The 14161-nt window shown below is 57.5% G+C and carries 13 protein-coding genes; 4 read left to right on the top strand and 9 right to left on the bottom strand.

The window, feature by feature from the left end; translation table 11 throughout:
- Positions 1–457: 457 nt before the first annotated feature.
- The 6 genes from ASF69_RS13840 to ASF69_RS13815 all read right to left on the bottom strand — a co-directional run bounded on the left by ASF69_RS13840 (position 458) and on the right by ASF69_RS13815 (position 6814).
- Positions 458–1303 carry a dipeptide ABC transporter ATP-binding protein gene (locus ASF69_RS13840; protein ID WP_062588373.1) on the bottom strand — a complete coding sequence of 282 codons (846 nt, stop codon included), beginning with the start codon at positions 1301–1303 and terminating at the stop codon, positions 458–460.
- Positions 1300–2157, bottom strand: coding sequence for an ABC transporter ATP-binding protein (locus ASF69_RS13835; protein WP_082469725.1), 858 nt, complete (start codon positions 2155–2157; stop codon positions 1300–1302). Before ASF69_RS13835 ends, ASF69_RS13840 begins: the two co-directional genes overlap by 4 nt.
- Before the next feature lies 1 nt (position 2158).
- Positions 2159–3067, bottom strand: coding sequence for an ABC transporter permease subunit (locus tag ASF69_RS13830; protein WP_062588372.1), 909 nt, complete (start codon positions 3065–3067; stop codon positions 2159–2161).
- Positions 3068–3082: 15 nt separating this feature from the next.
- Positions 3083–4087: an ABC transporter permease subunit gene (locus ASF69_RS13825; protein WP_062588370.1), complete on the bottom strand. Its 1005-nt coding sequence runs from the start codon at positions 4085–4087 to the stop codon at positions 3083–3085.
- A 143-nt stretch (positions 4088–4230) separates the two neighbouring features.
- Positions 4231–5829 carry an ABC transporter substrate-binding protein gene (locus tag ASF69_RS13820; protein ID WP_062588369.1) on the bottom strand — a complete coding sequence of 533 codons (1599 nt, stop codon included), beginning with the start codon at positions 5827–5829 and terminating at the stop codon, positions 4231–4233.
- A gap of 292 nt (positions 5830–6121) precedes the next feature.
- Entirely contained in the window at positions 6122–6814 is a 693-nt protein-coding gene (locus ASF69_RS13815; protein ID WP_062588366.1) for a superoxide dismutase, read from the bottom strand.
- A 147-nt stretch (positions 6815–6961) separates the two neighbouring features.
- On the opposite strand from ASF69_RS13815, the gene ASF69_RS13810 reads away from it, so the two are divergent.
- The 3 genes from ASF69_RS13810 (at position 6962) to ASF69_RS13800 (ending at position 10387) form a co-directional block, all read left to right on the top strand.
- Positions 6962–8026 carry an NAD(P)-dependent alcohol dehydrogenase gene (locus ASF69_RS13810; protein WP_062588364.1) on the top strand — a complete coding sequence of 355 codons (1065 nt, stop codon included), beginning with the start codon at positions 6962–6964 and terminating at the stop codon, positions 8024–8026.
- A gap of 101 nt (positions 8027–8127) precedes the next feature.
- Positions 8128–9183, top strand: a complete 1056-nt coding sequence (locus ASF69_RS13805; RefSeq protein ID WP_062588363.1) for a sugar phosphate isomerase/epimerase — start codon at positions 8128–8130, stop codon at positions 9181–9183.
- A gap of 16 nt (positions 9184–9199) precedes the next feature.
- A complete protein-coding gene (locus tag ASF69_RS13800; RefSeq protein ID WP_062588361.1) occupies positions 9200–10387 on the top strand; it encodes a Gfo/Idh/MocA family oxidoreductase in 1188 nt (395 codons plus the stop codon).
- A 147-nt stretch (positions 10388–10534) separates the two neighbouring features.
- On the opposite strand, the gene ASF69_RS13795 is transcribed toward ASF69_RS13800, so the two are convergent.
- Complete coding sequence (locus ASF69_RS13795) at positions 10535–10717, bottom strand: hypothetical protein (RefSeq protein ID WP_062588359.1); 183 nt, start codon at positions 10715–10717, stop codon at positions 10535–10537.
- A gap of 392 nt (positions 10718–11109) precedes the next feature.
- Here ASF69_RS13795 and ASF69_RS13790 point away from each other — a divergent pair, with 392 nt between their 5' ends.
- Complete coding sequence (locus tag ASF69_RS13790; protein ID WP_062588357.1) at positions 11110–11727, top strand: hypothetical protein; 618 nt, start codon at positions 11110–11112, stop codon at positions 11725–11727.
- A gap of 37 nt (positions 11728–11764) precedes the next feature.
- On the opposite strand, the gene ASF69_RS13785 is transcribed toward ASF69_RS13790, so the two are convergent.
- Together ASF69_RS13785 and ASF69_RS13780 are read right to left on the bottom strand one after the other, a co-directional pair.
- Positions 11765–13030, bottom strand: a complete 1266-nt coding sequence (locus ASF69_RS13785; RefSeq protein WP_062588355.1) for a GNAT family N-acetyltransferase — start codon at positions 13028–13030, stop codon at positions 11765–11767.
- 184 nt (positions 13031–13214) lie between these two features.
- Entirely contained in the window at positions 13215–14129 is a 915-nt protein-coding gene (locus ASF69_RS13780; RefSeq protein ID WP_062588354.1) for a DMT family transporter, read from the bottom strand.
- Positions 14130–14161: the final 32 nt, after the last annotated feature.

Genomic DNA, 14161 nt, shown 5'->3' with positions numbered 1-14161 from the left:
TTATAGACTACCCAACGAGGCAGCTTGCAGCGCCCCGTCCGACATACCCATGGCCGCAAATGGTTGTGGGGCCAGAGAATGAAGCATCCCACGGGCAGCCTCTGCCGCGTGAACGGCGAAGCTTGGAATAGAGGTCGCCGGGTTTTTTGACAGGATTGAATGGACCGAGCAGCGCCTGCCGCCGTCAGCAGCCACGCCGCTACCCGCAAATGGAAAAGCCCGGAATTTCCGGGCTCAGTCTGCAGGTGAATGTCACTTCAATGAGGACTGTCCGGAGTAGTACAGCCATATGCGACTTGCGCTCCAAGGGGAGCCATACCCAGTGTGATCCGCCTCTAAGATCGCGAAAGAGGCTAACGCTCCGCCGAGGCTGAGCGGTACCACGGCGTTAAAGTCATAAGACTTCAAACGTGCCACACCAGCGGCTTCAAGCCCGGCAGGGCCGGGCTTGTCAGTTTCAACCTGCCTTTGCCAGTTTCTTGGCGGCCACGCGGGCGCGGATGGACTCCACGTCTGCCTTGGGTGTCGCGGCAAAAAGCGTGCGGGTATAGGCATGTTTCGGGTCGGAGAAAACCTCCTCGCGCGTGCCATATTCCACGGCTTCGCCGAAATACATCACCATGACTTCGTCAGCGATGTATTTGACCACCGACAGGTCATGCGAGATGAAGACATAGGTCAGGCCGAACTCGTCCTGCAGATCAGCCAGAAGGTTCAGCACCTGTGCCTGCACCGAAAGGTCGAGCGCCGACACCGGTTCGTCCAGCACCAGCAGCTTCGGGTTCAGCATCAGCGCGCGCGCAATGGCGATACGCTGGCGCTGGCCGCCGGAGAACATGTGCGGATAGCGGTTATAGTGTTCAGGCCCGAGGCCCACGCGCACCAGCATGTCATTGGCCTTTTCGCGGCGCTCCGCCGAGGACATGTTGGTGTTGATCAGCAGCGGCTCGCCAAGGACGTCACCGATCTTCTGGCGCGGGTTCAGCGAACCATAGGGGTTCTGGAACACGATCTGCACCTTCTGGCGCATCTCAGCCGTCAGATGGCCGGGGCGGGTATCGACCTTCTGCCCATCGATCAGCAATTCGCCCGAAGTCGGCTCGTCGATGAAGGTCAGCATCCGCGCCAGCGTGGACTTGCCGCAGCCGCTTTCGCCGACGATTGCCAGCGTCTTGCCGGTTTCGAGGGCAAAGGACACTCCCTTTACCGCATGAATGATCTTCTCCGGCTTCATGAAGCCGCCGGGCAGGCGGTAATCGCGCTTCATGTTGCGGATTTCAAGCATGGTGTTGTTGGCGGTCATGCTGGTTCTCCCGCAGCAGGCGTGGGCGTGCCGTCAAAGAATTGCGAAACGGTCGTCAGGCGGTCACCGGTCGCGTTTTCGGGCAGGGCAGCCAGAAGTGCCTTGGTATAGTTGCTCTTGGGGTTCTCAAACAGGGAAAGCACATCGGCCTCCTCCATCTTCTTGCCCTTGTACTGCACCACCACGCGGTCGGCGGTTTCCGCCACCACGCCCATGTCATGGGTAATCATGATGAGGCCCATGCCGTTTTCGGCTTGGAGCTTCATCAGCAGATCGAGGATCTGCTTCTGGATGGTCACGTCAAGCGCCGTTGTCGGTTCATCGGCGATCAGAAGCTTCGGGTTGCAGGCAATGGCAATCGCGATCATCACGCGCTGGCACTGGCCACCGGACATCTGGTGCGGGAAATGCTTCAGCCGTTCTTCCGGGTCGGGCAGGCCGACGAGGGTGAACAGTTCGATGGCGCGGGCGTGGCGCGTCTTCTTGTCCATGCCCATGTGAATGCGCAGGACTTCCTCGATCTGGAAACCAACGGTGAAGCAGGGGTTGAGACTGGCCACCGGTTCCTGGAAGATCATGGCAATGTCCTTGCCGATCAGTGTGCGGCGCTCGGACGCGCTGATCTTCTGGATATCCTTCCCCTGAAACAGCATACGGTCGGCGGTAATGCGGGCGGTCCAGGGCAAGAGCCCCATCACGGCCAGCATCGAGACGGATTTGCCGGAACCGGATTCGCCGACGATGGCGAGGACTTCGCCCTTTTCGACGGAGACGGAAATTCCATCCACGGCGCGGAACCAGCCATTGGCGGTTTCGAACTCGACGGTCAGATTATCGACTTGCAGAAGTGCCATGTCAGGACCTCTTCAGTTTCGGGTCAAGCGCATCCCGCAGTCCATCGCCCACCAGATTGATGGCGAGAACGGTGATCAGGATGGCAAGGCCGGGGAAGGTGACGACCCACCAGGCGCGCAGAATGAATTCGCGCGCTTCGGCAAGCATGGTGCCCCATTCAGGCGCGGGTGGTTGTGCACCCATGCCGAGGAAGCCAAGGGCGGCCGCATCGAGAATGGCGTTCGAGAAGGAAAGCGTGGCCTGAACGATGAGCGGGCCCATGCAGTTGGGCAGAATGGTCTTGAACATCAGCCGCAAGGGGCCAGCGCCGGCCAGACGGGCGGCGGTGACGTAATCGCGTTCCTTTTCGGTCATCACGGCGGCGCGCGTCAGGCGCACGAAGTGCGGCTGAAGAACAAGCGCAATGGCAATCATGCCATTCGTCAGGCCGGGGCCCAGAATGGCGACGAGAACCAGCGCCAGAAGCAGCGACGGGAAGGCGAGAATGATGTCCATCAACCGCATGATAACCGTGTCCAGCCAGCCGCGATAATAACCCGCGATGACACCGATGATGATGCCGGTTGTCAGCGAAAGGCTCGTCACGAAGACGCCGATGAACAGTGAATATTGAGCACCGTGGATCAGTCGCGAAAGAATGTCGCGACCAAGCGGATCGGTTCCGAGCGGGAAGCTCCAGTTGCCGCCCTGCATCCATGCCGGAGGCAGAAGGATGGTATCGCGGTACTGCTGGAACGGCGAGTGTGGGGCGATGACCGACGCGAAGACGGCGACGATCACGATGATGGCGAAAACATACAGGCCGATGACGGCGCCGCGGTTTTCGGAGAAGTAATGCCAGAATTCGGACAGCATCTGGCGGCGCATCGCCGCGCTGCTGACCGGCTGGCTCTGAGTGGTTTCAGCCATGGAACTAGTCACCTCTTAGTGGCGGATGCGCGGGTTGATCAGGCCGTAGAGCACGTCAACAACAAGATTGACGAACATGATGATGCCGGCGATCAGCAGCAAGCCACCTTGAATCACGGGGTAATCGCGACGGAAGACGCTATCGACCATCCACTTACCGATGCCCGGCCAGGAGAAGATCGTCTCGGTCAGGATCGCACCTGCCAGCATGACGCCGATCTGCAGGCCGATGGTGGTGATAACAGGGATCAGCGCGTTGCGCAGCGCATGCAGTCCCACCACGCGGAAGGGCGACAGGCCCTTGGCGCGGGCGGTTCTGATGTAATCGTCCGACAACACTTCCAGCATGGCCGAGCGCGTCTGGCGGGCAATCACCGCAAGCGGGATTGTGGCCAGCACGATGGACGGCAGGATGAGGTGGCTGACGGCGGAGGCGAAAGCACCCTTCTGGCCAGACAGCAGCGAGTCGATCAGCATGAAGCCGGTGACCGGCGGGAAGAAGAACATCAGCGAGATGCGTCCCGAAACCGGCGTCCATTGCAGAATGCCTGCAAACAGGATGATCAGCAGCGGGCCCCACCAGAAGATCGGCATGGAATAGCCGACCAGCGAGACGCCCATCATGGTCTGGTCGAAGAACGAGCCGCGCTTGATGGCTGCAATCACGCCGGCGGGAACCCCGATGACGATGGCAAGGATGATCGCGCAGAGGGACAGTTCGACGGTTGCCGGAAAGAGGGCAAAGAACTGGTCGATGATCGGCGACTTGGACACGATGGACGTGCCGAAATCACCCGACAGGATGCCTTTCAGATAATCCAGATACTGGATGACCATGGGGCGGTCCATGCCAAGGGCGGCGCTGATCTGCGCGTGCCGCTCTGGCGACATGACGCGTTCGCCGGACAAAAGAGCGACAGGGTCGCCCGGCAGAAGCCGGATGAACATGAACGCAATAATGGAAACCCCGATGAAGGTCGGGATGAGCACGGCGATACGCCGCACGAGAAAGCCAATCATGAAAAACCTTCGATCTGTTCCGCGCGGGAACCTATGCGCTGGCAGTAGCGACCTTTTCGGTCTGCTTCTTGTTTTGTGTGGGCAGAACGCAAGTGCCGCGCGCCTTGAACCAAGACACGCGGCATTTTCAGATGCGTCCGGTATTACTCGGCGATATCAACGTTTTCGAACGTGAAGTCACCCAGCGGGCTCTGGACGAAACCTGTGACTTCCTTGCGCATCGGAACGACGGACAGGGAGTGGTCGATGGTGGCCCATGGAGCCTGCTTCTTGAAGACAACCTGAGCTTCTTCGTAAAGCTTGGTGCGCTCAGCCTGATCGGTGGTGATCTTGGCCTTCTTCACCAGCGCGTCGAAGTCCTTGTCGCACCATTGTGCACGGTTGTTGCCGCCAACCGCGTCGCAGCCGAGCAGCGTGTCAAGGAAGTTGTCCGGATCGCCATTGTCGCCGGTCCAGCCGAGGAAGACTGCGCCGTCACGGTCCTTTGCCTTCGAACGGTCGAGATATTCGGCCCATTCGTAGGAAACGATCTCGACTTTCACACCGATCTTGGCGAAATCATCCTGGATGACTTCGGCAGCGCGGCGGGCGTTGAGCATGTAAGGACGCGAAACAGGCATCGCCCAGACCTTCATCGAAAGGTCCTTGACGCCAGCATCTGTCAGCATCTTCTTTGCTGCTTCCAGATCGTATGTGTCGTCTTCGACCTTGTCGTTGTAGGACCACATTGTTGGTGGCAGCGGGTTCTTGGCAGGTGTTGCCATGCCCTGGAACACGGCGTCAACGATAGCCTTCTTGTTGATGGCCTTGTTCAGCGCCTTACGGACTTCCGGCTTGTCGAAAGGAGCCTGCGTGGTGTTGTAGGCGAGGTAGGCAACGTTGAGGCCTTCCTGCTCCAGAACCGTCAGGGACTTGTCTTCCTTCATCGACTTGACGTCGGCAGCGTTCGGGTAAGGCATCAGGTGGCATTCGCCAGCCTTCAGCTTCTGGAAACGAACGGCGGCATCGGTGGTGATGGCGAATACGAGATCGTCGATCTTTGGCGCGCCGCCCCAATATTCCTTGTTGGCCTTGAAGCGGATAACGGCATCCTGCTGGTAGGCGACGAAGGCGAATGGACCGGTGCCAACCGGCATCTGGTTCAACTGGGCCTGCTTGCCTTCAGCGGCGAGCTTGTCGGTGTATTCCTTCGAAACGATCGAAGCGAACGGCATCGCAAGGTTTGCGAGGAACGGAGCTTCCGGACGGTTCAGGGTGAACTTGACCGTCATGTCGTCGACTTTTTCAACGGACTTGATCAGCTTGGGGAAGCCCATGCCTTCGGCATATTCCCAGGACGTACCAGTGACATATTGATGCCATGGATTGTCGGTCTTGATCTGGCGCTCGATGGAGAAAACGACGTCGTCGGCGTTTAATTCACGTGTTGGCGTGAAGAATTCGGTGGTCTGGAACTTCACGCCCTTGCGCAGCTTGAAGGTGTAGACGGTGCCGTCCTGCGACACTTCCCAGCTCTCGGCCAGGCCAGCAACTGGCTTGGTGGTGCCGGGTTCGAATTCGAGAAGGCGGCTGTAGACAGTGTGGGCCGAGGCATCGAATGTGGTGCCTGCGGTGTAAAGGCCCGGATCGAACCCTTCCGGGGAACCTTCTGAGCAATATACGAAGGTTTTTGCGCTTGCGGCACCCGCAAAGCACGTCGCCGAAAGCAGAGCCGCAGCGATTAGGCCAATTTTGTATCTCATAATAGAGCTCCCAATTTTTGTATCCGGCTCGCTTATTCCGCGACTACCGATGCAATGTGGTTATAAGAAACCTTGCACATACTCAAGCGGGGAACTTAAACGATTCAGGTCATTTTTGACCAAATGTTCAACTTCCCGCGATTTTGATACTAATTTAGGCGGAAGGATTAGAATCTTTGTCTAGAGAATGAGACAAAATCTGCTGCATCTTCGCTATCTGGCACTATTTCAGGCAAGAATGGCGCCCCGAATTCTCAAGGCGCCATTGATATGAAATCTTGATGACAGGCGATCAGGCCTTGGTCATCTTGTCGCCGACGATCCGCCAGTTCACGAGATTTTCGAGGACAGCCTTGATGTGCGCCGGTTTGCGGTTCTCATAATCCACATAATAGGCATGTTCCCAGATATCGACGCCGAGATATGCGGGTCTGCCAACTGCGACCGGATTGTTGCCGTCCTCATAACCAACAAGGGCAAGCTTGTTCTGGTCATCGCGGGTCAGCCATACCCAGCCGGTGCCGAAGACTTCATCGGACGTGGAAACGGCTTTCTCTACGAACTTGTCGTAGTCGCCAAACGCTGCATTCAGTTCATCGGCGGCCTTGCCGTCCGGCCTGTTCGGTCCGCCCGGCGTAAACTGCTCCCAGTAGACGATGTGGTTCCAGGCTTGTGCTGCATTGTTGAAGATCTTCTTGTCAGCCGCCTTGGAAGCGGAAGCCTTCATGATGGCTTCCAGATCCATATCCGCATAGGGCGTGCCCTTTGCCAGTGTGTTCAGCTTGTCGAAATAGGCTTTGTGGTGCTTGCCGTAATGCAGGCCGACGGTTTTTGCGGAAATGTGGGGTGCAAGAGCGTCTTCAGCAAAGGGAAGCGGTGGCTGCGTCAGCGGCAGTGCTGCCTGTGCAAGCGATGGTGCGGAAAGGGCGGATGCCGCAGCGGTTGCCGCTGTCGCCGCCATGATGGCGCGTCTCGTCAATAGCATTTTTCTGTCTCCTCTGGATGACGCTTGGGGGTTATCGTCGATGGCAAACAGGTTCGGCTAGGAAAAGTTTCTTTTAGAGCTTGCTTATTCGGGAGCTCTCTATTTTGTTATCCCAATTGCAGTGATGATGATGTCTAGGAGGACGCGATGCAGTCTCAGGGTAAATCGGGCGAAGAGCGCGCGTTGGTGCTGGAGGAAAAAGGCAAGCTGTCGCTACGCGCCTTGCCGCTAAATGAAGAGGTCGGCCCCCACGATGTGCGCATCGCCATCCATACGGTCGGCATTTGCGGCAGCGATGTGCACTATTACACCCATGGTGCCATCGGAAATTTCGTGGTTCGCGAACCTATGATTCTCGGGCATGAGGCTTCCGGTACCGTTACCGAGGTCGGGTCCCAGGTGACCACACTTGCGGTCGGCGACCGTGTCTGCATGGAGCCGGGTATCCCCGATCCCATCAGCCGTGCGAGCCGGATCGGTCACTATAATCTCGATCCTGCCGTGCGTTTCTGGGCTACCCCGCCCGTCCATGGCGTGTTGCGGGCATCCGTCGTTCACCCGGCCGCCTATACATTCAAACTTCCTGACAATGTGTCGTTTGCTGCAGGCGCGATGGTCGAGCCGCTGGCGGTGGGTGTGCAGGCAGCCACCCAGGCGAAGGTCAAGCCCGGTGATATCGCTGTCGTGATCGGCGCCGGTCCCATCGGTCTGGTAACGGTTCTGGCGGCCCTTGCGGCGGGATGTGCGCGGGTGATCGTGTCTGATGTCGATCCGGTCAAACTGGATATGGCGCGTGGCCTTGGCCCCGTCGAGACGGTCAATGTGCGCGAAAGCAACCTTGCCGAAGAGGTGTTGAAATCCACCAATGGCTGGGGCGCGGATGTCATCTTCGAGTGCTCCGGTGCAGAGGTTGCCATTACGCATGTATTCGAGCCCTTGAGACCCGCGGGCACCGTCGTGTTTGTGGGGATGCCGACAAAGCTGGTTGCCTATGATGTCGTGGCAGCACAGATTCGCGAAGCACGGGTGGAGCATGTCTTCCGTTATGCAAACGTGTTTGGTCGCTGCGTCGACATGCTTGCGTCCGGCGCTATCGATGTTGCGCCGCTGATTACCCGCACCTTTGACTTCGAAGACAGTATCAAAGCCTTCGATATCGCCGCTTCCGCGCCAGCGGGCGAGGTGAAGATGCAGATTCTCATGCCTCGTTGATGTTTGAGGGTTGCACGAAATTTACCAGCGGTTAGCTTATGCCGCGTTGTGGGCGGTGAGGCTGGAACCGTTCAACTGTATCGATGCAGGAGGAGAAATTCATGAAGACGATCAAGGGACCGGGACTTTTTCTCGGTCAGTTTGCAGGCGATGCCGCACCGTTCAATACGTGGGATGGCATTACCAAATGGGCGGCTGAGAAGGGTTATCTGGGGGTGCAGGTGCCAACTTGGGCCGGACAGCTGATCGACCTTAAGAAAGCATCTGAATCGAAGGATTACTGCGACGAATTTGCCGGTGTCGCCCGTCAGAACGGCGTTGAAGTGACCGAGCTTTCGACCCACTTGCAGGGTCAGCTTGTCGCTGTGCATCCGGCTTATGACGAAGCGTTTGACGGTTTTGCAGCACCGGAGGTGCGCGGCAACCCCAAGGCGCGTCAGCAATGGGCTGTCGAGCAGGTGAAGATGGCGCTCAAGGCATCGCGCAACCTGGGCATCGACGCCCATGCGACATTCTCAGGCGCGCTTGCATGGCCGTTCATATATCCCTGGCCGCAGCGGCCCGCCGGTCTGGTCGAGGCCGCCTTTGACGAGCTTGCCAAGCGCTGGACGCCGATCCTTGATTTTGCGGACGAACAGGGCGTTGACGTCTGCTATGAAATCCATCCCGGCGAAGACCTGCATGATGGCGTGACGTTTGAGATGTTCCTGGAGCGTGTGAAGAACCACAGCCGCGCCAACATGCTCTACGATCCCTCGCATTACGTGCTGCAATGCCTGGATTATCTCGACAATATCGACATCTACAAAGACCGCATCAAGATGTTCCACGTCAAGGATGCGGAGTTCAATCCGACCGGCCGACAGGGCGTTTACGGCGGCTACCAGGGCTGGGTCGAACGGGCTGGACGTTTCCGCTCGCTGGGTGACGGCCAGGTGGATTTCGGCGCAGTGTTTTCGAAAATGGCAGCGAATGATTTCAGCGGCTGGGCTGTGGTGGAATGGGAATGTGCACTCAAACATCCTGAAGACGGTGCAGCGGAAGGTTCCGAGTTCGTGAAGGCGCATATCATTCGCGTCACGGAAAAGGCCTTTGACGACTTCGCCTCCAGCGGCACCGACGATGCCGCCAATCGCCGAATGCTCGGCCTTTCATAAATTCCGAGGAGACAACATGACGATCGAAGGAAAGACGACCGACAGGGCGAACAAGCGCATTCGCCTGGGCATGGTAGGTGGCGGTGCGGGTGCCTTCATCGGTGGTGTGCACCGTATGGCAGCGCGACTGGACAACCGGTTTGAGCTTGTGGCGGGAGCATTGTCTTCCACGCCGGAAAAATCAAAGGCTTCTGGCCTCGAACTGGGTCTGGACGAAGACCGCTGCTATGGCTCATTCGAGGAGATGGCGGAGCGCGAAGCCGCCCGTGCCGATGGCATAGAGGCCGTGGCAATCGTAACGCCCAACCATGTGCATTACCCGGCTGCGAAAGCTTTTCTTGAGCGCGGCATCCATGTCATCTGCGACAAGCCGCTAACGTCGAACCTGGAAGATGCCAAAAAGCTTAAAGCCGTTGCCGAGAAGGCGGATGCGCTGTTTGTGCTGACGCATAATTACACCGGTTATCCGATGGCGCGTCATGCCCGCGAGCTGGTCGAAAGCGGCGCGCTGGGCGACATAAGACTGGTCCAGATGGAATATCCTCAGGACTGGCTGGCCGAACCGGTTGAACAGACCGGCGCAAAGCAGGCGGTGTGGCGCACTGATCCGGCACAGTCAGGGGCGGGCGGTTCTACCGGCGATATCGGTACACACGCCTACAATCTTGGCTGCTTCATTTCCGGACTGGAGGCCGATGAACTGGCGGCCGATGTGCACACCTTTGTGGAAGGCCGTCGTCTGGACGACAATGCCCACGTCATGCTGCGTTTCAAGCCCAAGGACGGCAAGGCTCCGGCCAAGGGTCTGCTGTGGTGCAGCCAGGTTGCGGTGGGCAATGAAAACGGCCTGAAAGTGCGCGTCTATGGCAGCAAGGCCGGTATCGAGTGGACGCAAGCTGACCCGAACTATCTCTGGTTCACAAAGCTGGGAGAGCCAAAGCAACTGATTACCCGCGGGGGTGCCGGAGCAGGCGCTGCTGCAGCCCGTGTCAGCCGTATTCCGTCCGGTCACCCGGAGGGATATCTGGAAGCCTTCGCCACCATCTACACCGAGGCCGCAAATGCCATCGATGCGAGGCGGACTGGCACACAGCCAGACAAGGCCGTGGTCTACCCTACCATCGATGATGGTGTGAAAGGCGTGGCATTTGTCGAGGCATGTATCGCGTCTTCCAGACAGAATGGCGGCTGGGTAAAGCTTTAATGGCAATGGCGCGCCGTAATGCTTGCGGCGCGCGATTGCGTGAAGTGCAAGAGGGGACGGATCAGTCCCTCTTTGCCTCAAGTTTGTTGAACAGACCTGCAATGCAAAGGTGGCGAAATCCATTCGTCACCTTTGCACAGGCACATCTTAAATCACTGGATAGAGCGACCAGAAAAACAACTCATGTTCCTTGTCGCGATCATGGTTTTCCTGCTCGTCATTGACCTTTTGCTCCTGTGGGGAGCCGCCGTCTCTTTTCAGTTTTTCTTCCTGAGCCTTGCGACCAAGTCCGAACAGATCGAATGAAAGCATGTTGAAGCCCGCAACCATTTTCGTTCCTCTTCGTCACATGTGTTAACGACAGGTAAAGTTTTGCGCGTTGCCACGATTTCGTCAAGATTGCTGAGGGAATTAGTCTGTTAATGCGACGCGGGAATTGACGTTTTTCATTTCTAAAATTTGCTAATATGCGCGATTTTTTTGTGGCCGATCGCCAGTGACGTCCTCACCACGGCTCGTACAATCTTGTGTTTGGGAATTCAGCTCTCGAACTCATCAGCTTTACGCTGATGAGCAGAGAAGCGTGGTTTCCCTCTGTGATCACATATTAGTTACACCTAATAATAAAATCTTTTCATTTTAGCAAATGCTCATATCTTAGGTTTTCCGGCGGCTTAGAATGTATTTGTGTCAAACGAGCCCGTGCGGAGGAGGAGAGTGATATGAGAAAAATAACATCTTCTTTGATTTTGACTGCCTGTCTGGTCCTGCCATTCCAGGCAAACGCGCTTGACGTCAGCGTAGGCGGAGTGAGCGCAAGCGTGGGCGGCAATGATCGAGGTGGGATCAGCGCCAATGCATCTGTCGGGGGAAGCGGCGGCATCAATGCGGGGGCGGATGTCGGCGGACGAAGCGGTGGCGGCTTGGGAGCAGACGTCAATGCTTCGGTGGGCGGAGCAAGTGGACTGAACGCGAATACCAGCGCCAATGTGGGCGGGCGGGGCGGCGTTAATGCTGACGTGAATGCATCTGTCGGCGGATCGAGAGGTCTCAATGCCAATGTCAATGTCGGCGTGGGGCCGACGACGGGCGTCGGCGTTGACGTGGGAATAGGCTCACCGGGAACGCCTGGCGGCCCAGTCACCCCCGGCACACCGGGCGGCACGATCAGCCCAGGAACAATACCTCCGGGAGCCATTCGCGACGCCATATATTCCTACAACAACATGTCGCGTAACGAGCGCGTGCAACTGGCGAAACGTTGCGTAGACATTCTGAATGGTGGCTACGACGCTGCTTTGACGAAACTCTGCCGCATGATCCAGACGGCATCGCGATAGGAAATAGGGAGGAGTGGGCTTTCCTGCTCCTCCACTTCTATTTCCTGGCCAGCGACATGATGCGTTCGCGCAAAACGCGGGCGAGATTCCGGGTGTTTCTGTACATGTGAACCTGGGCGGCAACCTGTCTCACATCGCGGTCGCTGTTTTGCGCCAATCCGATGACGAGTGTTCCCATTTGTGCGGTCTCGGCCCAGAAGCCGGACAAATCCCGATCTTCATCAACAGCGCAGCTATCGGTACGGATGATGTTCGCGTCATCAAGATGCCATTCCGTCAGGCGTTGCATGAGCAACTGATCTATCTGATATGGCTGATAGGTTTCATCGATCGCGATCTTCCACAAATAGGCTTCACCCATTGTCATGAAGACGACCGCAGAGGCGATGGCTTTACCGTCAAGATTCAAGGTGTGGATACGGACCGCATCGATCTCCGCAAGATTGGTAATCGCTTCGCGGGCGAACGCCGCTCTGTAACGATCACTGACCAGTGCGGAGCGCTTGCGTCCCTTTGAACCGCTGGCCTCCAGGGCAAGGAATTCCTCGGTTCGCAACCGTATGTCCTGCTGCTGTCTCGCGACCTCGTAAGAGAGAGAACCACGCCCTTCGATATGGCGCCAGTGTTTGCCCATTGTCTGAAATTCGACCGGCGTGAGCTTGTTTTCCAGATAGGCCTGCGCGTCGATTTGGCTTTCCAGCATCACGCGGTGGTGAGGTTCTGCGGTGGTCAGTGGCAGGTTGCGGCTGAGTGCGATGGCCTTGACCATCCGCACGAACGGCCCGTCCAGTCTCAGCATGGGCAGGACGAGGACGTGCGGCAGGCGCAGTTCCGGTTGGGAAAGAGCGTCCAGCAAATTGTCGATGGTTTCCGCTGCGCCCTCGGCGTCGACAAGGGGTGTGCCGAGAGGGCCGAACGGATTGGCCCAGGCACGAAGGATTGTCGGGCCGATGGAAAAGCCCGGCTTTTCGACCGTGAACGGCATCAGAAACCGCATCCGGCTGCGACTGCCGTTTTCGTCACGCATCAGGGCAAAGCGAACGGACCGGTCATCCACGCGTGGCATGGCCGGGGCAATCAGCTTGCCGGTAAAGAAAATATTGGGCTCAAGCACCCGATTGGACAGGAAATCGAGTTCTTCCTGCAGGTCATAGCCCAGTTGAGCGGGATATATGCAGAACTCACGGCCGGAGCGACCGACGCGAACACTGCTATCTGCGGCTGGTCGTTCCGGCAAAGGCTTTGCCAGAAGTGCCGCGAACCGAGTGTCTCTGATATCTGGATCGTTCGGGTCGCTTGCCATGCCTATGCTATGCCGTCCTTCTCATGGGTTGCCGCGACAATGTGAAGCTTACCGGCGCCAATACTTTTGTTATCAACGACCACGACAGTATCCATATCACCAATTCAACTGACAGGTGGTTACTATTTCATATATTGAAACACAGGCAATGTTGAGCATCTTCCACCGGTAAAATTGAGATTTGCTAAAAATCCCTTTCACATGTGATATCCGGTGCCAATAGCTGCGCTGTCCGGCGTTTCGGATACAGTCCGAGAACGAGTGCGCAGCCAGCAATGATAACGAGCGCTCCGATCGCCTGGATTACAGAAAATGGCTCGTCCAGCGCGACTGCCCCGACGATGACCGCAATGATGGTGACCACGAACTCGACGCTGATCGTTTTCGTGGCTCCAATCAGGGAAACGAGCCGGAAATAGGTGATGTAGGTCAGCGCGCTCATGATGATGGCAAGGCTGAACAGATAGGCAAAATCGGACAGGCCGGGTGTGGTTGGCACGGGTATCACGATCAGCAGGGGAAGGGTCATCAGGCCGCCTGCAAGGAAGGATCCTATCGTGATTTCCCAGGCGCCGGAGCCCCTGAGGTGGCGGCTTGCATAATTGCTTCCGAAGGCGGCACAGATGCAGCCCAGCAGACAGGCGCTACAGCCCAGGGCGAAGGCGGCGGTGAAGGGGACGGCGGGAAAACCAACCAGAATGACAATGCCGCTGAAGCCGAGGATCATTCCGATAAGGCTCTGTGCAGAAATTCTTTCCAGCCCCCACAGCTGACCAATCAGCATGGAAAACAAGGGGATGCTGGCAACCAAGATCGCGGCCATCGCCGTTCCGATGATGGGCGTGGCGTATGAGAGACCGACCAGCTGGCCGGCGACTGTCGTTGCGCCAACCACTGCAAACGCCTTCCAGCCCGCACTGAAATCCAATTTCCGTCTGGCAACTCGCGCAATGATGAGGAGCGTAAGGCTGGCAATGAAGCAGCGCAATGTGACCGCCCCGACCCAGCCAAAGGCCGCAACGGCATGAAGAACGAGGAGAAACGAAAGACCCCAGGCCACCGCAAGAAACATATAGGCAGCAAATTCTGCGGGCTTCATAGGGGTCGGTCCGAATTTGGAAAACAGGGAAA

The sequence above is a fragment of the Rhizobium sp. Leaf311 genome, assembly GCF_001423445.1.
Taxonomy (GTDB): Bacteria; Pseudomonadota; Alphaproteobacteria; order Rhizobiales; family Rhizobiaceae; genus Agrobacterium.
Note: the sequence above shows the minus strand (reverse complement) of the source record. Positions and strands in the feature narration are given on the sequence as shown.